This window comes from Methanolobus vulcani (genome assembly GCF_900100715.1).
GTDB lineage: Archaea > Halobacteriota > Methanosarcinia > Methanosarcinales > Methanosarcinaceae > Methanolobus > Methanolobus vulcani.
This window is the reverse complement of record NZ_FNCA01000002.1, coordinates 291,550-313,405: the sequence shown is the minus strand read 5'-3', so window position 1 is coordinate 313,405 and position 21,856 is coordinate 291,550. Positions and strand designations below refer to the sequence as shown.

Here is a 21,856-nt window from a genome sequence, read left to right as displayed (position 1 = left end):
TATGGGAACCGGGAGCCATGGGAATATCGACAGACTTGACTTCATAAACCCAACAGAACTTGTAGAAGATGTCCTGCTGGACAGAAGCTGGCTGCTAAAGGAAAACTCAAACACGCGCCTGAGTCCGTCTGTTGTTGACCTGCACATTGCATCCCAGATAAAGAAACAATATGCTCTGGAAAAACTTTATTCTCCTGAAATTGCCCGGGCACACAAAGAAGGACTAATCCACATCCATGACCTGCATGATCCTTTCAAGCCATATTGTAATGGAATCGATGCAAGGATATTCCTGAAGAACGGACTGAGGTTCCCGGACACCACCAGCCTTCCTGCAAAGCGTTTTCAGTCTGCACTCTATCATTCAATGTCCTTTATGCTGCACTCACAGCAATTCTTCGCTGGAGCGCAGGCGATAGACATGCTGAACTGGATGCTTGCACCTCATCTCCATTACGATGACATCACCGATGAACAGCTCAGACAGATGATACAGGGATTCATGTTCCAGATGAACCAGTCCAACAGACCCGGAGCCCAGAGTGCTTTCACCAACGTAGGACTGAGGATCACATGCCCGCCGCTCATTGCAGACCAGAAAGTAATCTTCGACGGAAAGGAACTTGATGATACATATTCCTCATTCGAGGAAGAAGCAAGGACGATTTACAGAGCCTTTATGGAGATTGCCGCAGAAGGTGACGGCCAGGGATTCCCATTTACATTCCCGTTGCTGACAACTGCGATCACCAAAGACCTTGATCTTGATGATCCTCTCTGGAAACTTACAATGCAGGCAACTGCCTCAACCGGAGCCCCGTATTTCCTGAATCTGAGAGCGGACTACCTTTCCGACGAGACCGTACAAGCAATGTGCTGCCGGCTCTTTGCCAGACATACCGGAGGGATATGGAGTGCCGGAGGAATGGGAAATGGTTCCAATAAAGTTGTTTCAATGAACCTCCCCGGTGTCGCCCTTAAGGCTAAAGGGACAGATGGTTTCTTTACAGAACTGGACAAAGTCCTGGAAATAAGCAGGCAGGCACTTGTTGAAGGAAATGAGATTATCAGAAAATCCCTCCATGAATGGAAAATACTTCCATGGCTTCTGAAATCAACTGATGACGGAATGCCTTACTATGAATTTGAGAAAAGACACCTGACATTTGGTGTTGTCGGACTGAACGAATGTCTCATGAATCTTACAGGCGAGGGAATCCTTGAGAGAAAGAAAGAAGGTATCGAAATAATTCGCTACATTGCAGACAGGATACAGGAGTTTTCTATTGATGACAACATTAAGTACACTCTTGAACAGACACCTGCTGAGAGCACTGCCTACCGTTTTGCATTGATGGATAAAGAGCAGTACGGGGAAAGAGCAAACTTACAGGGAAGCAATGACATTCCATATTACACCAATTCTACACATGTGCCTTACAAAACTGAGACATCTCTTGTCAACCGCATAGCAACGGAAGCAGAGTTTCATCCATATTTTACAGGCGGTACAATCTGCCACATCTGGATGGGAGAAAGTTTCCCTGACCCTGAAGGGCTTTCTGATTTCATTAACCGGCTAACAGAGACAGAACTTGCATACTTCTGTTTCTCACCGGATTTTTCCATATGTGAAAATGGTCACAACTCCAGAGGACTACAGGAAAAGTGTCCATATTGCCATGCAGAGATAGTTGATCATATATCCAGAGTCACCGGTTACTACGGACATGTAAACAACTGGAATCCCGGAAAAGTCATGGAATACAGGGAACGTCGCAGGTACAGGATGCAGTGCATGCAGAAAGATAAATAAATCCGCAGGCCGTCTGGAACATTATGATTTTTAAGAGTGAAGCATCGTTCAAGTGGCTTTATTCACAGGAGATTACGAAAGTAAAGGACCTTGCACGCGTGACACAGGCAAGTTATCTCTGGAATGAGGAAAATAAGTTCATAGAACAACTTATCGGCCTGCGTACAGGAGACTCATGGAATAATGACCTGAGAGATACTTCACGTGCTGCATCGGTTCTTGCGCTAACCGGGACTGTGTTTACTGAAACCGGTAGATGGGTTCTTGAAAAAGAAAAAAATGGTTCCTGGAATGAGGATGTGTATGACAGTACATACGCTCTTGCAGCACTCGCTGACCTGGGATCCTTTAACTGCGGAGGATGCAGGTGGCTTATTGAAAATTACGGGGAAAAATGGGAACATCCCGGAACAACATCACTTATAATCACAGCCCTGATTAAACAGGGAAAAACTGGAAATACAAACGATTATGACGAGTTCATTGAAGAGAAAGCCAGATGGATAATCTCACGAAAAGAAAAGAACAATTCCTGGAAAACACCTGCAACCAGTAACCTTGTTATTCAGTCGCTGATACTTGCAGATCATAAGGATGAAGTCAACGAATCCGTAGAATGGATTCTTGGCCAGATGAATGATAATGGTTCATGGGGAAAAGATGGAGGAGATATCAACACCACTTCCCTGTCGCTTATCACTCTGCATGAATATATGAGCAGCCAGTGATCACTTAGCCGGGAGAAGTATATGGATCGTTGTGCCTGAACCTTCCTTGCTTTCAGCCCATATAGAACCACTGTGGGCTTCTATGATCTTTTTGCAGATGTACAGACCAAGACCGTTACCACCATATTTACGTGTTGATGAGCCGTCAACCTGATAGAACCTGTTGAAGATATTAGGCAGATTCTCTTCGGAAATACCTATTCCCTCATCAGCCATCTTGATGTGTATCTTGTTATCTTCCTGAAGTACACCTGTTATTGTGATCTTACCGTCATCATGCATGAATTTGATAGAATTATCTATTATGTTAATGAAAACTTCTTCCAGATAATCCAGATCACCATTTATCAAAGGAATGTCACTGGGAATAGTCTTTTCCACAACATGCTTCTTACGTTTAATCTCAGGGTCCCTGTCATGCAAAGCAGAATCAATGACCTCGCTTATCCTCAAAGGTAAGAATGTGTATTCTAAATTGCCACTTTCGGTAATACTGACATATAGTAAAGAATCGATCAATCTCCTGAGCCTTTCAGAACTGAACATCATTTTTTCAACAGCATCTTTCTGTTTCTGAGTTAGTTCCCCCATAGCTCCTTCATACATGAGTTCACTGTACCCTTTGATAGGAATAAGTGGTGTTTTTAACTCGTGCCTGAGATTAGAAATAAACTCATCTTTCATGCGATCAAGGGATTTCAATTCTTCATTTGCCTTTGCAAGATCTTCAGCATATTGGTTCAGCTCCCTTTCTGCTGCTTTGCGCTCTGTGAAGTCCTCTACAACGCAGACACCGCCCATGAATTTACCTTCATCGGATACCACCGGACTAAACTCTGCTTTGATGGGAATGATCTTATCAGAGAAGGGAGATTGGAAATCATCCTCATACTTTGCAGGGATACCTGCAAGAACATGCCTGATTGCTTTCTTGAGATTGTGGTCATCACTGAAAGAATCGATTATGTTAAATCCTATGATCTGTGAGATGACCTGTTCCTCTGGAACTCCAAGAATTCTTACAAGGATCTCATTACATTGAGTTATAACTCCATTCTCATCGAAGTGGAAAATACCGAGAGGGGATTTCTCGAACATCATGCGATATTTGTTCTTTGCAATGCTTGTAAGCCTCTCTTTCATCTTCCTCTGCGAGATATCGTTGATGATAGCGCCGTGGAAAATATCGCCTTTATATCTGGTAGTTGTAATTGCCATTTCTATAGGGAATTCGGTATCATCTTTGCGCAGGCCGGTAACTTCAATGATCTTACCGACGATTGGGGATTTGCCAATGGAAATTATCTCATCCCAACCTTCATGCGCCTTACGATACCTTTTTGGCATTATCTTAGTGATGCACTCCCCGATTATTTCATCTTTAGTAAAACCAAAAAGTTTGGTTGCATTACGATTCCAGAATGTGATCTTCCCGGTGTAATCAGAAAAGACCAGTGCATATGGAACTGAATCAAGATGTTTGAATAATTTTTCAATATCACTTAGCATTTCATTCTCAAAATTGTTCTTGTCCTGGATATTCACACACGAGATGATCACTGCTTTTTTGGATGAATCCCTGTCTTTTAAAAGACTGACGTTGATAAGAAAAGTTGATATTGAACCACCTGGATCTTTGAACAAAAGCTCAGTAGAACATGTCGATGCTGCTTCTTCTGGACTTTCCTGGAAAAAAGAAGAGATGAAAGATGTAGCAAACTCCTTTTCCTGTTCAGGGATACAAAGTTCGATGAAATCTTCATTTAAAGGACATGTTTCAAAGCCAAAGTAGTCCTTTGCCTTTTTGTTGGCCATTATAACGCAGTTGTCATCGCCAACTATCAGCATAAGCTGGTCGACCATATCATAGAATGCCTGGGAATTCTCAATATCTGAAAAAGAGATTTCATTTACCAATAATGACAAGGATGTGTCTATGTCGGATGAATGACCATTGTTGTCATTCTCAAAACCAAGCATTTCTTTGTTTACGACCATCTATACACCTTTGTATCCGACAAACAAACTGTGGAAACTACATCAGCTGGTCTCAGATAGTAAGTAATTATATCAGATATATAATATATAATAGTTAGTATCTGTAACTTTAAGTATATAAATCCTAATAAAAATGAGAAACTTATTTTGCACATATTCACACATACATTTACTGGTATCGGATAAAATATAAGGGATAAAAGAAAAACCCAGAAAAGATGCAAATAAAACCTATACCCAGAGTAGCATTTATAATCAGAAAAAACTATTGAAGTACACATGGTGACCTTAGATGAGTGAAAATCCAATAAAATATCATGAGGACTCTAACACTTACATTACCCGAAAAAACAGCTATTTTGAAAAGGACATCAACATAGACGGGAACCTTATAGTCGGACAGGGTTCCAATTTCTGGAAAAACATAAATGTAAAAGGTGTGCTGAAACTTGGAAAAGGTACTTTTGTAAAAGGCAATGTAAGAGCAGATGAAGCTATTATAGGTGCCAGGTCTGAGATAAACGGGAACGTTGAAGTGGATGGCGATCTTAAGATATTTGATTCTGTGAAAATTGAGGGATCAGCAATCGCTGGGGATGATATGCATGTACGCCCCGGATCAAAGATAGGATTTGCAAAAGCCAGCAGCACAATAGAACTCATAGGTAAGGTCAGCATTAAAGAAATAGAGTCAGGAACAAAAGTGATTGTGCGTTCTGAGTGAACGCATCCTTAATGCCCTTGTTCTTTCAGAAGAGATTTCAGTATATGGTCACGAAGCTTGTTTGCTTCCGGACTTGTCCTGTCCCTTGGTCTTGGAAGATCCACATTGATTATTTCCTTGATCTTTCCCGGACGGGCACTCATCATCACAATCTTATCTGCAAGAAAAACCGCTTCGTCAACACTGTGTGTTACAAAAAGGATAGTAATGCTCTTTTTCTGCCATATTTCAAGCAATTCCTGCTGGAGTATGTTACGTGTCTGGGCATCCAGTGCACCAAAAGGCTCATCCATTAACAGAACCGATGGTTCGTTTGCAAGGGCCCTTGCAATAGCAACCCTCTGTTTCATACCACCTGATAGTTCGTATGGGTAGCTGTCCCTGAATTGCTGAAGCCCGACAAGCTCAAGATATTTCTCTCCTCTGACAATGGCATCTTTCTTTTTTACACCACTCATCTGGGGACCAAATAGTATATTGTCAATAACCGTTTTCCACGGGAAAAGTGAGTATTCCTGAAAAACCATGCCTCTGTCAGGACCTGGAGAATCGATCTTTGTACCATCCAGATAAACCTCACCAATATCAGGCTTATCGAGGCCTGAGATTATCCTCAAAAGTGTAGTCTTACCACATCCTGACGGACCGATAAAACAGACAAAATCCTTGTCATCAACTTCAAGGCTTACGTTATCCAGCGCCAGTGTTGATTTGTCTTCATCCTTTGTGAACTTACGGGATACATTCGTTACTTTTACACTGCCCATTCAGATCACCACACCTTTGCGCCATTTAAGGAGTTTGCCGTCAATATAGTACCTTAGCAGCCTGTCAATGAAAAGTCCCAGAAAACCCAGGATAAGCATATAAACAAGCACAAATTCCATTCTATGAAGATCGTAAAAATGCCACATCTGATAACCAAGGCCGTTCCTGCTTACTCCAAACATTTCAGCAGCAACAAGACACATCCATCCTACACCCATTGCTATTCTGATACCTGCTGCAATGGAAGGCAGAGCTGAAGGAAGGGCTACGTAACGTATTAGTTCACGGTTGGTGTTACAACCCAGTACTTTTGCTGCTTCCACATACACCCTTGATACGCTTTTAAAACCTGTGAAAGTATTGATCATGATAGGGAAAACTGCACCAATGAATATCAGAAAACCTGCTGCAAATGGATTAAGACCGATCCATATGATCGCAAAAGGAATCCATGCAAGAGGTGGAATAGGACGTATAATCTCTACAATAGGATCAGCAATACGATCTATTGTACGGAACCAACCCATGATCATACCTATTGGAATTCCTATAACAAGAGCCGCAATAAGACCTATACTAAAATGCATCATGCTGTACAGAAAATCAACCACTAACATTGGAAGCTGCAAGTTCAGACCCATTATGGCCAGACTTGAATCCCTGGAAATAATTTCAACCAATGCCCCGGCCACATCCGTGAAACTTGGCAGATAGAACTTATTTCCTACAACATAAACGGCTATTATCTGCCAGAGAACTATTGCAGAGAATATAGATACAATCTCTACACTTTTCTCTTTTAACGCTTGGATGTGTTTTTTTACCATGGATCCTCCGATATTTGGAGATAATAAGGCTCCGGACAAAGATAAAAATGTCTACTTATTATTTAAGTTAGTATCAAAAAAGAAAAAAAGATGATTATTGATTCAGAGCATCATAGAAGCTCATATCAAATATATCATCCTGTGTCAAAGGTTTGCTTATGTATCCAAGTTCATACTGGACCTGTGCATAATCCACTGTTGAGTTGACTATAAGGTGTGGATCTGCCACCCAGGAACCATCCCACTCGGTCAGTGACTTCTTTACAAGCTCAACGTCCCAGTCCTGGTCATCAGCAAATATCTGTGCTGCTTCATCAGGGTGCTCAACATTGTATTCTGTTGCACGTATATGTGTTTCAACTATCTGCTTAACAATATCAGGGTGATTCCTTATCAGATCACCACTTACAGCAACCACACAGCAAGCATGATCCTGAAGCATTTCACCTGATGAGACTACTGATCTGCCGACACCTTCACTTTCTATCATGGTTGGTGATGGATGAGGAAGGAATACTGCATCTACCTGACCTGCTGAGATAGCCGTCATTGCATCTCCAGGACCCATACCCAAGATTTCCACATCGTTCTCAGGATCAATTCCATTTTCTTTCAGCCAGTTCCTTAACAAAGTATCCTGAATGGTTCCTGCAGGGAATGTTGCGATCTTAAGTCCCCTGAGATCTTCCGGACTCTCATATGGAAGATCAGTTCTAAGAACAAGGTCTGAACCCTGGATCTGGACAGCAGCTACGATCTTTGCATCAAGACCATTATTTGCAAGAGCGGTAATTACTGGTGCTGCACCTACATAAGCCACATCAATTTTTCCACCTATCATGGACTGCATTTCAGGTGCACCTGTTGGGAACAGATTGTCGTTAATAGTTACTATTCCATAAGGTTTAAGGTCTTCAAGCCACCATCCTTTTTCTTTGGCAGTCATGTATGCTATCTGATGTGTACTTGGCTGATAACCAAAAGTAAGTTCAGTAATATTATTTGCCTGTTCTTCATTCTGTTGTGCAGTGTCCTCTGTGCATCCTGATACGAATACAGCAAGGACAAGTGCCAATACAAAAAACAAAGTAGAAGCTAATTTGATTGTCTTTGTGTGATTCACATTACCACCTTTAATTATGTTAGATAATTTGTTTGCACGAGCCTATATATTATATATATTTCTACAATTCGCAAGCACTATATCCTAAAAAGATTAATCTGAAATACGTATTTACCTTAATAGGATATTAATGACATAGGTGTGTGGAGATGAGCACTGTAGAAAAAATAATAGATGCTGTTTTTGAATCTGATGAAGATTTCAGAAGAATCCTTTCTACTACTATAAAGGAAGACCTGAACATGAATATGGCAGAGTTTGCCGAGCAGGCAGGGGTACCTGCCAGTACCCTCTATAAGATCATGTCAGGAAAAAGAGAACCTAATGTCAAGACACTGAGGCAGATCATTAAAACGGTAAAAAGACTGGAAGGTTCTGAAAAAGGAGAATTCATTGCGGTAATCGCTGCAAGACCAGTACTGGATAATATCAGCGAAACTAAAAGGAAGATATGCGGAAACCTTTGTACTATCAGAGAGTATTCTGCAACTTCTATGGAAGAAGCCATTATTGCTGCTGTGCGCGCCGAAAGAGATGGAGCGAAAGCCCTTGTATGTGCACCCATAGTCAGCCCCACGGTGGAAAAGATACTTAGAATACCTGTTGCAACAATTATGCCAAAAAATAGCCTGTTTGAAGCGATAGAGCTTGTGGCCAAGAAAATAAGTTGATTTTTAAGTAAGATTTGATTTTGAATAAAAAAAGGTAAAAAGAGTTTATCGGTTATTTCCCGATCAACTCTCTGATTGTTTCTATTGCTTCTGCAGCTTTTGCCTGTGCTATTTCTACCGTCCATCCACCTGCTGTGAACAGATATGCGATTCCACCAATGGCTGCAAGACCAATTGCACCCAGAACATAAAGAATGGTTCCTGATTTCTCAAAGACCTCATATGTTGTTGTAAGACCACCGACCTTAACAGTGTAGGTTCCGATTTCGTCCTCTTTGTGCTTGAACTGAATTGTTGTTGAATTACCTACAGAGAGACTGACAAGTTGTGAATCAACAACAACATCATTGATCTTGAGGTCCACGGTATAGTCACCTGCAGCAGTGCCCGTATTAGCAACATCAACACTGATGGTTGCATCCTGACCTTGTTTTATTTCAAGAGGAGTTATTGCCAGATTGCTGAACTCAAATTTAGCTGCAAGTTCATTGACCTTAAGATCAAGTTCAGCATCACTCATACCGGACTTGGTGGCTACGAGTTTGTGTGCTCCGGGTTCAGTTGCAGTATAAGATATTGTACCATCACTGCCGGTAGTACCAATAGACTTGCCGTCAAGTGTAATCTCTGCTCCTGAAATAGCATCGCCGCCGATAGCCTTCAGAACGTATATTGTCATCGTGTTTCCTTCATAGACTTCAGAAGGTGAAACCTCGATGCTCATCTTTCTGGTCTCATCGTCCTTTGATATTACCTCAAGCTGTGTTGATCCTGATGTATATCCATCCTTTTCAGTGGTTATATCAAGTGTTCCTGTGCTTGAAGGAGTATAATCAAGGGTACCGTCATCACCAGTATTACCAATACTGCTACCGTCAACTTTTACAGTCGCATCACTGATCGATGCACCACGTGAAGTTACAGTGATGCTGATACTTTCACCTTCAGTAATAGTAGAATCACTCAGACTGAGAGAAAGTGCTTCGTTGGCAGATGTTGTCACATCAACAGCAGGATAATACCTTACTGTGCCAGAGTCAGCGACTCTGATAACTACATCACCCATCAGTGAGATTTCTTTTCCCCGGGAAAGTGATATTGAATTGCTGTTCTTCATGACAATACTGCTGCCAACACTTGTGACCTCCATCTTATCATTGGTATCTCCATCTTCAATGGTTGTGTAATCATCTGATATCTGGAATATACCCTGGATGAACACAGCATTGCTTTCAGAGCCTCTGAAGATCTCATTGAAATGCACAACAATGACAGGTACATTGTCTGAATCTCCCAGGTCCATTTCATAGATGTAGTTGTCGTTTGCAGATGCAATGCCACTGTCAACTTCATCTCCGTCCTTGTTCAATTGTACAAGGACCTTGTTACCATCACTGTCGACTTCTACTATGTCCAGGGTGTAACCATTCTCAAGTGTGAGAGATTGACCGGAGTATACTGAGGTTTTGTCATCACTATCTATAAGAACTTTAGAAAGCTGACCTGAAGACAAGAGATCAACCGCACTGCTTGAACCGAATGTTCCTGAAGGATAACCTGCAAAGTATTTCTCCGCCATAAATCCCATGACATTGAATTTGCCCCAGGCACTGTGTGAAAAGGTCACAGCTGCCGGCGTACTGGTATAGACTAGTGCATCGCTTGGGATGGTCCTGCCGGAAATACTTGTTAACTGGAGTGTTTCTGTCTGAATACCTTCATCAATGTCATAATAGAATCCTTCGAAGTTAAGAGGGGTCCATGTAATAAGCTCATTGCCTTCTGCAACAGTACCGCGGAGTTCGTAAGTTCCCGGATCAGTCATATCAACGAAAGGAGCGAACCTGAGAGTACTATCATCTGCGACCTCGAACTTGATCTTGCCCATGATATCTATGGTCTTTCCTGCTGAAAGTGAGACAGAACCATCATTCTTCATCTGTATCAAGTTATCACTGATGGCTGTGACCTGCATCTTACCATAGTTGTCCCCGTTTTCGACGGAATCGTATGCATCTGATACCTGGAATATACCCTGAACGAACACAGCATTTGATTCGGTTCCGCTGAATATATCAGCAAAGTGAACAGCGATCAGAACTACATTGTCACTGTCACCAAGATCCTTCTTATATACATAGTCATCATTGGACGATACAACATCGCTGTCCAGCTCATCACCATCTTTTGTGAGAGTCAGAAGTACCCTGTCACCATTCGTGTCGACTTCAACCACGTTGAGCTTGTAACCATCCTCCAAATCGAGGGAGGAGCCTGAATATACAGTTTCCTTATCATCAGTGTCCATAAGAACCTTGGAAAGCTGACCATTGGACATCATACTTACAGTGTCAACATCGGTAATGCTTGTATTCGAAGTGTATCCTGCAAAGTATTTCTCAGCCATGAAACCGATGACCTGATATTTACCCCAGCCACTGTGCTCGAAGTCTGTTTCAACGGGCCTGGTTTCATATACAAGTTTTTCATCTCCTATTGTCCTGCTAATTCCGGTTATTGTCATTGTCTCGGAACTGAGACCGGATTCAAGATCATAGAAGAATCCTGAGAAACTCTTTGCATCCCATGTATATGTGGTGGACTGCCCTGCATCTGCATCCCATATTCTGTCGCCTGAGAAGTAGGTTTTTGAGCGGACATCCCATATCCATGTTTTCTGCTCGACACCATTGACATTTGTAGCCACAACAGTCACATTATATGAAGCCGCAGTGGATTTGAAAATTGACAGATCAGCTGTTGTAACGGAACTATTGGTCTGAACAACCGTACCATTCACCAGCCACTGAACATCACATGCCTGATTGGTAGTAACATTGAACAACTGAGTAGTATCCACAGTTGTTTCTGGATCAGAACCAGGATTGCTGCCTGTGATGCTTAGAGAGGCATTACTTACTGTCCAATCCCACTGCTTCTGGTCAACACCATTAGCATTTTCCACAAGCACTGTTAGGTTGTGAGTACCCTCGGGTGCGGAACTGAATGTATAGGAAGAAGTTGTAACCGAATTATTTACAGGCCCCAGAGCAACATCATTGAAGATCCATGTCAGATTTACAGTCTGATCTACATTGGCAGTGAAAGTTCTTGAAACGCCTGTATTATCAGACGGAGTAGAAGAAGAAGGGTCTGAAAGTGTTATCGTAGGTGACGGTACTGTTGAGACCTTCCAGGTCCATGTTTCTGTTTTGCTTCCATTTACATTGGATGCTGTAGCTTTCACAGTGTATGAATCTGCAGGAGCTGTATTATTAGTATAGCTTGCTGACGTGACAGAAGAATTGGTCTGCATAAGAACATTATCTATGTACCAGTTAACGTCCGCAACCTGATTCAGATCAACTGAGAAGGCTTGAGAGTCACCTACATTAGTTCCGGGATTGCTTCCGGGACTTGATGAATCGATTGAAAGCGATTGATTCAGGTTCCAGGTCCATGTGTACTGATTTGATGCCAATGTTGTTGAATTGGTTGCAATGACAGTTACGTTGTAAATACCTGCGGAGCCGGGATTGGCTGAATATAAATCACTGGTCTGATTCAAAGCCGAGGATTGAACAGGGGACTCATCAAGATACCATACGATATCTGAACTCTCAGAAACAGTAACACTAAAAGCTTGCGGCAGATTATCGGTCAATGTATCCAATGTAGCTGCCGCCGGCGTAGGTGTGATTGACGGCGCAGCTGTCGCCGTATAACATAATAATGTTAGTAAAGTTAATCCGAATAAAATGAATTTGAATTTATTTCGCATTCTAAACCTTCCTTAAATTAAATATATAATTAAATATCGTAAACTAATCCTGCCTAATCTTAATTCCCCAATTGTAGATAACCTTTTCGAAAAATCGTCAGGTTTTCTCCGCTATGGCACCTAAGTGTAGTACCAACTTCCCGGTCAACTACTTCTCCTATAACATTTAAATAACATGCGCTTTGAGCTGCTTCCAGCATATCCGGGGAAACTGTGAAAAGCAGTTCGAAATCACCACCTGTATAAAGTGCGAAATCAGAAAGAATGGAACGTTCTGCGCTTATAAAATCTACAATTTCCTGTTGTATGGGAAGAGATCCCTCATCAATTCTAAAACCTACCTTATTAAGATCTCCAAGATCATGAAGTGACATTGCCAGTCCGTCACTGGTATCCATCATACTTGTTACAGCACCCGTACGGGCAAGTTCCTGAGCTTCATTTACCCGTGGAACAGGTTCAAGTAGCATATTCATAAGACTCTCCGGAATATCAATATCATTTTCAAGGGCATGTAGTGCAGCTCCGGCAGAACCTGCAAAACCAGTAACGCAGATAAGATCACCAGGCTTTGCACCTCTTCTGGTCAGAAGTTCTGATTTACTTACTTTCCCAAGAGCTGTGCCAGTGATCGTTAGCTCATCATGGGTGTCAATATCGCCACCTATGACAGAGGTCCCACAGAATTTGGCACAATCGTTCATTCCCCTTGAAATCTCATCAATAAATGAGAGCTCAGTATCCTTAGAAAAACCCATGGCTGAGAGAAAACCTATTGGCCTGGCGCCCATTGACGCAACGTCACTGAAATTAACTGCAGCAGACATCCAGCCTATCTGCCACGGAGTCATGCAAAGAGGAAAATCAGTCTTTCGGTGTAACATGTCCGTTGTTATTACCATATACTCATTTTCAGAAATATCAACAACAGCACAGTCATCGGGTCCTGCACCTAATGCAACATCAGGGTTATATACTGAACTGAAAATACCTGACAGACGACTTATGAGAGGACGTTCACCAAGCTCGGATACGGAAATAGGGTCATTCATAGTTATCTGCTATTTTAATGTGCTATATATAATTACTTGACATGGACCATTGTTACTAAAGCTTAATACTTAAAACTTAAAAGAATTATTTGCTGGCAGTTGGATGCCAGCTTAAAACAAAAGTTCGGCTAAAAGACCTATCTCCTAATCCTTCTTCTGATGAACAGACCAGCTCCGCCAAAGAATATCAGAACGATCACAAGTGGCAGGAGATAACCAATAAGGATTATCAATGCATTGATCATTGATATGAAACCGTTAACAGACTCAGATATTGCATCCCTGATGCCCCATGAACGGGTTATTGGCCTTGGTTCTGTTACACGGATACTGATAGTTGAAAACTCGATTCTGTCATCAAGATAATTCAACCTTCCTGTGAGGCTTTCGATCTCACCACGAACTCTTTCCAGTTCCTTTTCAACTGCCAGGACATCCTCAACAGTTTCAGTCATATTCAGAATATCCTGAAGGCGGGACTCCTGCCTTTCAAGATTGTCCAGACGTGCACTTACATCAATATATTCTTCAGTTACATCCTGGGCACTTACACTTTTACTTGTCACTTCACCAAGTTCACCCACATCCTCAAGGAAAGATGAATATTCTGACTCAGGAACCCTGACAATAACATATCCTTCCTTACTTTCGTCGGAACCATAATAAGAATCATAAATCGAAGAACTGGAAACATATCCACCTGAGGCAACTGCCATTTTTGAGATCTTGTCAATGCCCTCTGCAGCATTGCTAACCTGTATGGTCATATCAACAGTAGTTATAGTCTTGCGGTCCACAGAAGCAGTTGAAGCCCCGCCATAATCAGCATATCCGGACTCATCCATAACTACATTTCTTGCATATGAGTTATCGTATTCTTCAACTGCCATGTAATCTGATGACTGTGTTGAGGATTCTTGGTAGCTACTCGCACAGCCAGATACAAAAGTAGCTGCCAGTAGAATAATTAGTATCGCAACGCTACTGAATTTTGCTTTCATTTAATCACACCCTTTTAAAGTATAATTAAATGATTGATAGGAAAGTATTAAAAAATTGTTTAAACTTCAAATTGATTCGAAGTTAAGCTTCTCGTTGCCTTTCTCTTTTGTCCTGACATAGATATTGTCAAGGAACTCATGAGCAACATCCGCAAGCTCAGCAAGTTCATTCCTGCTTAACGGCTTTATATCCCTGAGAGATTCCATCATCGCATTTTCTCCAAAGCCCTGCTGAAGAACATAAACTGGTTCACGACTGCCAGTAAGTTCATTAATGGATCTTGCAATTTCTGAGACTTCATCGAAACTTCCCATAAAATCCCTGATAATAGTAGTTCTCATTTCAAGTTCAATGTCATTTTTAAGAACCAGATTAATAGATTCACAAACTTTTTCAACCACTTTTTGCGGATCAATATGAATATCAGTATAATCAAGACACCCAATTGCCTTTGCATACTTTTCCGTCTTATTCAGCGGAGCCTTGACATCGATGAAGAATTTGTCCACAAGCCCTTTCTCTATAAGTTCGGCCATTACGTGAGGATAATAGCCATTAGTATGAACACCCACAAGCAGGCCGATTTTCTTTGCATACCCTGCAAGATGCATAACAGCATCCTTCTGCATCAAGGGTTCGCCACCTGAGAAAACCACACTGCTTACAAAGGGTCGGGACTTCTTCATCTCTGCTTCAAGTACGGAAGCTTCCACCATGTTGCTTTCAAAAACGAGCTCATGGTTCTGGCAATAAGGACACCTGTAAGGACATCCTCGTAAAAAGAAGACGATCGACACCTTTCCGTGCCAATCTACAGTTGATATGGGAATGGTATTCCCATAATTTACTCTCATACTTAGCTTCAGATCATGTCTGAGGAACTGTAGCGCATTCTGTCTGCAAGTTCCTGCCTCTTACCATTGTTCCAGCCACCTACTGCCTGGACATATCCGGTTACCCTGGACATCTGCTCTACATTGGTGGAACCACAGTTCTCACATGTGCACTTAAGACCTGACATCATATGGAAGTCATTGAGACATACAGTCATGTCCTTGGTAAAAGCGAAGTAACCTATCTGAGTGTTTCTTGCAATGTTCATTGCAAACTCTTTGAGTCCCTTTGCATCTGGTGAACCTTCACCCATCCAGATGTGACAGATATTTCCACCATCAACGATAGGGAAGAACACATGCTCGATGTTTATCCTGTCAATAAGTGAGATGTTGGCACCCGGTGGTACGTGTGTACCGTTGGTGTAATAGACAGGCAGATCTGTGGTCTTTCTGAGATTTGCAAGAGCAGCTTCCTTGTCGCCCTTGACAACTTCAAGGACACAGTCCCTGTACTCATCATGGAGCATATCAGATACTGAGAATCTCTGACCTGTTGTCTCAGCAGGTGTGCGTGCAAGAGCGATCTCAAGACCATGCTTCTGACTGAGCTCGTGTGCATACATTTCCATTTCGGTCATTACCCTGATAGCAAACTTGAATGCATCTCTTGATTCATGCAACTGTGAACCGGTGTGGTACTGAACCATTTCATTGATACCTACAACACCGATGGTGCATACAAGTGAATCTATATCCACTGCAATGCATCCTTTCTCACCTGTAACAGGGTCCTTTGGTCTCTGTGTTGCAAATGGCATCCTGTTGTTATCAATGATGTTCTCCATCCAGTTGCGCTTTGTCTTGAAGAGCTGTATACACTGATCCATCAGTTGTTTGAGGTCGGCAAACAGAGCAGAATCATCCCCATTCGCCCTGTATGCCGCTCTTGGGCAGTTTAGAGAGACAACCTGCCAGGAACCCATTGAGAAATGTTTTCCATCTTTGAACAAAAGCTTGTCCTCAAAACTGTCATCTGCATCAGCATTTGCTGAGAACTGGTATGCACAGCACTGATAACAGGATATACCCTCACCTGCACCTCTGTATTCTGGTAACTGATTATCGAAATATGGAGTTCCGAACTTTGCTGCAAGTTCGAATGTCATGTCATAAAGTTCCTCATAACCTGGAAGATCAGGATGTGCCTTGTTGAAGAATTCATCCTCTTCCATAAAGTCAGGCTCAATTGAGATCTCAGGCTTTGGGAAGTTGAACGGCTTACCCCAGTTGTCACCTTCGATCATTACGTCCATAAGAGCCTTGAATGCAAGACGGACCTCACGCTCAAACTCGTCATAGGTACGTGTCTGGGTTCCATTCTCACCATTGTGGACACGTCCCTTATAGACAGCAGGCTTGTCCTTCCAGAGCTTTGGTACACCTGGAGAAAGCTGGACTGAAGAGAATACTACCTGTCCACCACGGGCTACCATCATCTGGGTCATCTCATACACGAACATCTGCATGAGCTGCTTAATATCACTGTAACTCTTGCCCTCAAGGTATGGAGCAAGGAATGTAAGGAAGTTATAGAATCCCTGACCACCTGCAAAGTTTGTCTGGGCACTTCCCAGAGCCTTCACTGCATGGAGGATGGCAACCTCAGCTTTCATTGCAGGGCCGGCTACACTTGCTTTGGCACCTGAACCATCTGGCATAAGACCATAGTAGAAGAAATACCTCAGATCCCAGTCCTGACAGAAAGCACGGGTTCCAAGATATTCAAGATCATGAATGTGAAGGTCACCATTAAGGTGCAAATCAGCAAGCTTTGGAGGCAACAGTAGCAGATACTGTTCCTTTGATATCTTGTCTGCCTTCTTCTTGTGAGATGTTTCAGCATTTTCCTGAAGGTTTGCATTATCATTTGCCTCAAACCCGCTTCCAAGATCGATCTCACATGCATCGTATACAGGAGTACCTATTCTGGTAGAGATGTTTCTCCATTCAACATGACCCCTCTGAAGAAGTTCCATGTTGACAATTTCTCTGATAAGCGGACCTGAAAGGAACTTAAGATCAAGGCTTCTGATACGGCGCTCTACATCCTTTGCAATTTCAAGTGCCTCATCCTTTTCGATGCCGGGCTTGCCGTGGAATCTCTCAGCAAGCTTTGTTTCCTTTAACAACTGGTTCACAATTATACTGCGATCCCAGTCCACCATATGGCCAGCGGTGGTACGTACCTTTGGCATTATGGATATATCATGACCATCGAGCGTCTTCTGTATAGCATGTTGTTTTGCGAGTGTTGTCATACTGGTATCTGTCCTCTCGTCTTCCTCTGCGCGAACCTGCATGTCAGTTCCCAAATCTGCATTTTCAAGTTCGACCTTGTCCTTAATATTAGTAGCACATACGTCCATCATTCCCACCTTTAGTTTGATTGCACTTAGAATATACTGCCCAATGCTTCCAGGTTCACGTCAGGACCACTGAACAGTTCCTTATGAGTTAAAAACTCATCGCCGATCTGGAGTACAGGAGCAGTCATGGTGAAAACACCATTAAATTTTAGTTCGGTCAAAGCTTCAGGAGTAGACATATCTGCTGTTGCAAATGCAACTCCTTTTGATTCAAGTACCTTTTTTAATTGCTCGCATTTCGGGCAAGTCTGTGTTGTATATATAACCACTTCAACCATATTCTCGCGTCCCTCGATTGTATATAAATGAATTATTATATTAGTCCTATTCTGGAGAGGAACAACAATGCCAAATTGAAAAACGCATTCAAATGACATTGTAGTTATTGAAACCTCTGTTTCCAGAAGGTAAATTATACAAATGGTTTTTAGCTTAATAATGGTTTTTCAAACTGCGTTTGAATATACAGTGGAGTATAGCACACCATATTTGTTATCAAATATGAAACATAAATTAAACTAACATGATAACAACAATGAAACTGATATGATAGCTTATATTTTTTTCAGAGCAAAGAGGAAATGACAAGAAGACCAGAAAAATAAAAAAGAAAAAAAGATAAAAGAAAAACACACTACCAGTGCCAAAAGATGTATATTATAAACCCTATTATAGCAGATAATTCTGGCAAAGAGGTGTAAAGATAACTGAACAACTAAGTTCCGGCTGCAAGCCTATTGATGATCTTTTAGGAGGAGGATTTGAAGCAGGCGTAGTCACACAAATATTTGGAGAACCGGGAAGTGGAAAGACAAATCTGTGTCTCCAGCTTGCAGTGGAATGTGTCAAAAAAGGAAAAAAAGCTATCTACATAGATACCGAAGCCATCTCACCTGACAGGTTCAGGCAGATTGCCGGAGAAAATGCTAAAGAGATAGCTCAGCAGATAATTATCTTTGAACCTCATAATTTTGAAGAACAATATGCAGCAGTAAAAGAGATCGAGAAGCTCATATCAGACAAAGTCGGACTGATACTGATTGACTCTGCAACCGCTTTTTACAGATTCGAACTTGACCAGGAAGAATCCGGCATAAGGACAAGAAGAGAACTTGCAAACCAGATAGGACTGGTACATGCCATTGCACGCAAATACAGAATAGTTGCTGTCATGACAAACCAGGTCTACAACGACATGGCAGGCGGCGTTAGACCAATAGGCGGCAGCGGGATCGAGCACATATCAAAGACCATAATCCAGCTTGAAAAGACCGGAGATGGCAAAAGACGTGCAAAGCTCTGGAAACACCGCTCACTTCCTGAAGGCGGTACCTGTGAATTTACCATCACCAATGAAGGCGTCAGATAATTTTAAACTCCAAAAACTGAGCCAGAATAGATAAACAAAGAAAGATTTTAAAAATAAAAATTCAGGCTCTTGCTATTGTTATAAAGCCTGTGTGCCCTACTTTTGACGTAGAAGGACGAGTTCCCCTTGAAGAAAATGAGATCTCACGTTCAGTGAATTCCATCGTCATAACCTCATCAAAACCTTCAGCATCAAGTGCATCACGTATTTCTTTTGTCTGCTCAAAGAAAGGAGAATACGTTGCAATGAAGCCACCCGGATAAAGTACTTTCCTGACATTTGGAATGACATCTTTAGTGTTTTGAGTATCGAGAGTTATGACATCGAACTTTTCATCGATGCACTTAATCTCATCAACAATGTCACCACAGCGAAGTTCCACATTATCAAGGCCAGCACTCTGCACATTCTTAGCTGCTACCTTCATGAATTCCTCATTCACTTCATAAGTGACAACTCTTTTTGCAATGGAACCGAGGTACATTGTAAGAATTCCGGAACCTGTACCTGCATCAAGGACAATATCATTTTTGTTAAGACCGGTGTAAGCAATTATCATGCCAATGTCCTTTGGCATCATGGGAGCACCAGTTCTTTTTGCATGCCTGAAGAAATCTGGCATCTTAGGACGCTGGATTGTGAATTCATGACCCATATGAGAGACTACAATATCACCAGGTTCCTTATCTGAAAGTGAGGATAAATCTATGATCCCAAAATTCGTGTGCAACTGATCATCGGAAACTTTCGCAATGAATTCCTTGACCCTGTCCCTGTGGGACGTCTTCAGCAAAACCAACTCGCCTGTTAACATTATTTTACACCTATGGATCGTTTTTTAGCTACATACCTGTTTGACGGGATAGTAACTATATCCCTTTTGATAGAATGCTTGACCATTGAAAGATGAGACATCATTTCTTCAAATTCAGGACGATATGCATCTGCAAGTGTCCCTGCATATTCAACCCCTTCCCATGTCAGAACATATTCATAACTCTGCCGGAACCTTCCATCTTTTTCATAATAACGAAGGTCCTCATCAACTATACCCATAGCAACCAGAACCTGAATATCCTCAAAGACCTTTTCAGAATATGGAAAACCATACCGTTCGTGGAATGAGTAATCAAAGAGGTTCTTAAGCTTTGGGAAAGTACCAAGTTCACGAATAGTACGATATAGCCATGTTATATGTCTTAGCCTGGGAATTGAAACAAATCCCGGTTTTTCATCAACGAAAATGCTGTGAACCGCATAGAATAACAGGATTATACCCTCAATTGGAAGATACTGGTCCTCTCTGGTATAATGAAGAAGTCTTGGTGAGAGGTCATCAACAACCCTGCGAAGTTCAGAAATCACAGAAGATGAGTCTTTATCCAGGACAACATCAGGATGTGAAAATGCTGTTAGTGAGAGCTGGCGTGATATTGCACGCACTAGACCGTTAGCTAATGCAGATTCATCATAGAAGAATCCATCTTCATCATCCATTGCAACACGCATGCTTTTTGGAACACCTGATGCTACTGTAAGATCAACAAGTACGTCGCCAAGTTCCTTTGCAAGCCTTGTTTCAAGTCTCTTAGTAGCCACACCATGCCGGGCAATTGTTGAAAGTGACATCCTGGTGGATGGCCTGAGTATCTTCTGACTGAGCCGTGCAACAGGTTCATACAACCTGCCTTCACGAAGATTGCCAAGCAAAGACAATGATTTTTCAGATGTATTCGACCTTATGAAGTTAAGCAGATCATTGTCATTGTATTCTGTAAAAAAACGGACAATTTCATCTTTTGCCGCATCTGTTCCCGACTTGTCTTTAAATTGGTCAAGAGCATCTTCAAGTGCATATAGCAACATCACTCTGGCAGCCTGTGTTTTTGGATTATGTATGATTGCTGTGTAGTGATGAGCCCGGGATATCAGCATTGATTCCGCAGCTGTTAAGGCCATGTCATTTCCATAGCTGGAACCATCCGTACTTCCCAGAACGATATTTTCGTCCTTAATTATTAGACTGCTGATAATCTGATCGACATCAATAAGTCCGAATGACACACCTGTATGATACGAATCACGCAGCAGGAAATCTATTCTGTCTGCGTCCACATCACCTGCAATGACCTGTGCAAGATATGGTTTTGATATGGAACGTGAATCTCCGGTTGCTATTTTAGATATTTCAGCAAAAAAGTCGAATGCATCCATTCCAAACTCAGATTCAACGTGTCCTGCAATATAATTATCCTGAGGTAGAATCCGGGAAATTATATCCCTGGAAAAAGCTTCGTGTTTTATGAATTTCTTTCCTTCAATCACCGGTTGCAACTGAGGATTACGTTTGAGTACATTCTCCACAGCATGCGAGAATGCAGAATGACCCACGTCATGCAGAAGTCCTGCAAGCCTAATTTTGCGAATATCCTCATCCTCAAGTGAGAGTGAACGACCTATAATAGATGCCATATGCATAGTACCGATACTGTGCTCAAAACGAGTATGATTGGCACCAGGGTAGACATGATCAACAAGTCCGAGCTGCTGGATATTTCTCAGTCTCTGAACATGTTTTGTGTTTAGAACCATCTGCTCGAACTCATCAAGTATGATGGTCTTGTGTACCGGGTCGTGAATAATCATAGGTTTTTGCATTGGCAGATAATATGAAGAGAGAGTATATAAATGAAAGGCAAAACAATTAACTGCGATTTAACTAAAACTAAATTAGG

The 21,856-nt window shown here is 41.9% G+C and carries 17 protein-coding genes; 5 read left to right on the top strand and 12 right to left on the bottom strand.

Going from position 1 to position 21,856, the window contains the following annotated elements; translation table 11 throughout:
- The first annotated feature begins 1 nt into the window (after position 1).
- Both nrdD (BLP52_RS04165) and BLP52_RS04160 read left to right on the top strand, forming a co-directional pair.
- Positions 2–1,816 carry an anaerobic ribonucleoside-triphosphate reductase gene (nrdD, locus tag BLP52_RS04165; protein WP_091708953.1) on the top strand — a complete coding sequence of 605 codons (1,815 nt, stop codon included), beginning with the start codon at positions 2–4 and terminating at the stop codon, positions 1,814–1,816.
- A gap of 23 nt (positions 1,817–1,839) precedes the next feature.
- Complete coding sequence (locus BLP52_RS04160; protein ID WP_091708951.1) at positions 1,840–2,544, top strand: prenyltransferase/squalene oxidase repeat-containing protein; 705 nt, start codon at positions 1,840–1,842, stop codon at positions 2,542–2,544.
- Here the strand turns inward: BLP52_RS04160 and BLP52_RS04155 are convergent, their stop codons facing one another.
- Complete coding sequence (locus tag BLP52_RS04155) at positions 2,545–4,542, bottom strand: PAS domain-containing sensor histidine kinase (protein ID WP_091708949.1); 1,998 nt, start codon at positions 4,540–4,542, stop codon at positions 2,545–2,547. It abuts the gene before it with no gap.
- A 292-nt stretch (positions 4,543–4,834) separates the two neighbouring features.
- Here BLP52_RS04155 and BLP52_RS04150 point away from each other — a divergent pair, with 292 nt between their 5' ends.
- Positions 4,835–5,266 carry a bactofilin family protein gene (locus BLP52_RS04150; protein ID WP_091708948.1) on the top strand — a complete coding sequence of 144 codons (432 nt, stop codon included), beginning with the start codon at positions 4,835–4,837 and terminating at the stop codon, positions 5,264–5,266.
- A gap of 8 nt (positions 5,267–5,274) precedes the next feature.
- Here the strand turns inward: BLP52_RS04150 and BLP52_RS04145 are convergent, their stop codons facing one another.
- From BLP52_RS04145 to BLP52_RS04135, 3 genes are all read right to left on the bottom strand, one after another.
- Entirely contained in the window at positions 5,275–6,033 is a 759-nt protein-coding gene (locus BLP52_RS04145) for an ABC transporter ATP-binding protein (protein WP_091708946.1), read from the bottom strand.
- The gene (locus tag BLP52_RS04140; RefSeq protein WP_091708944.1) at positions 6,034–6,861 is read right to left on the bottom strand and encodes an ABC transporter permease; all 828 of its coding nucleotides are present in this window, start codon (positions 6,859–6,861) and stop codon (positions 6,034–6,036) included. It abuts the gene before it with no gap.
- A gap of 94 nt (positions 6,862–6,955) precedes the next feature.
- The gene (locus BLP52_RS04135; protein WP_238380713.1) at positions 6,956–7,984 is read right to left on the bottom strand and encodes an ABC transporter substrate-binding protein; all 1,029 of its coding nucleotides are present in this window, start codon (positions 7,982–7,984) and stop codon (positions 6,956–6,958) included.
- Between the two features lie 149 nt (positions 7,985–8,133).
- On the opposite strand from BLP52_RS04135, the gene BLP52_RS04130 reads away from it, so the two are divergent.
- A complete protein-coding gene (locus tag BLP52_RS04130; RefSeq protein WP_091708943.1) occupies positions 8,134–8,655 on the top strand; it encodes a helix-turn-helix domain-containing protein in 522 nt (173 codons plus the stop codon).
- Positions 8,656–8,707: 52 nt separating this feature from the next.
- On the opposite strand, the gene BLP52_RS04125 is transcribed toward BLP52_RS04130, so the two are convergent.
- From BLP52_RS04125 to BLP52_RS04100, 6 genes are all read right to left on the bottom strand, one after another.
- Positions 8,708–12,328, bottom strand: coding sequence for an S-layer protein domain-containing protein (locus tag BLP52_RS04125; protein ID WP_238380712.1), 3,621 nt, complete (start codon positions 12,326–12,328; stop codon positions 8,708–8,710).
- A gap of 167 nt (positions 12,329–12,495) precedes the next feature.
- Entirely contained in the window at positions 12,496–13,488 is a 993-nt protein-coding gene (gene thiL / locus BLP52_RS04120) for a thiamine-phosphate kinase (protein ID WP_091708940.1), read from the bottom strand.
- 137 nt (positions 13,489–13,625) lie between these two features.
- Positions 13,626–14,489, bottom strand: a complete 864-nt coding sequence (locus BLP52_RS04115) for a DUF4349 domain-containing protein (RefSeq protein ID WP_091708938.1) — start codon at positions 14,487–14,489, stop codon at positions 13,626–13,628.
- A gap of 66 nt (positions 14,490–14,555) precedes the next feature.
- Complete coding sequence (locus BLP52_RS04110) at positions 14,556–15,344, bottom strand: anaerobic ribonucleoside-triphosphate reductase activating protein (protein ID WP_091708936.1); 789 nt, start codon at positions 15,342–15,344, stop codon at positions 14,556–14,558.
- Positions 15,345–15,352: 8 nt separating this feature from the next.
- Positions 15,353–17,752, bottom strand: a complete 2,400-nt coding sequence (nrdD, locus tag BLP52_RS04105; protein WP_091708935.1) for an anaerobic ribonucleoside-triphosphate reductase — start codon at positions 17,750–17,752, stop codon at positions 15,353–15,355.
- Positions 17,753–17,778: 26 nt separating this feature from the next.
- Positions 17,779–18,030, bottom strand: a complete 252-nt coding sequence (locus BLP52_RS04100; RefSeq protein WP_091709195.1) for a glutaredoxin family protein — start codon at positions 18,028–18,030, stop codon at positions 17,779–17,781.
- Between the two features lie 425 nt (positions 18,031–18,455).
- Between BLP52_RS04100 and radB the strand changes: the two genes are divergently transcribed.
- Entirely contained in the window at positions 18,456–19,121 is a 666-nt protein-coding gene (gene radB, locus BLP52_RS04095) for a DNA repair and recombination protein RadB (RefSeq protein WP_091708933.1), read from the top strand.
- Positions 19,122–19,182: 61 nt separating this feature from the next.
- Here radB and BLP52_RS04090 read toward each other — a convergent pair whose 3' ends face one another.
- Both BLP52_RS04090 and BLP52_RS04085 read right to left on the bottom strand, forming a co-directional pair.
- Positions 19,183–19,935, bottom strand: coding sequence for a tRNA (adenine-N1)-methyltransferase (locus BLP52_RS04090; RefSeq protein WP_091708931.1), 753 nt, complete (start codon positions 19,933–19,935; stop codon positions 19,183–19,185).
- Entirely contained in the window at positions 19,935–21,779 is a 1,845-nt protein-coding gene (locus tag BLP52_RS04085) for an HD domain-containing protein (RefSeq protein ID WP_091708929.1), read from the bottom strand. The genes BLP52_RS04090 and BLP52_RS04085 overlap by 1 nt, the downstream gene beginning before the upstream one ends.
- Positions 21,780–21,856: the final 77 nt, after the last annotated feature.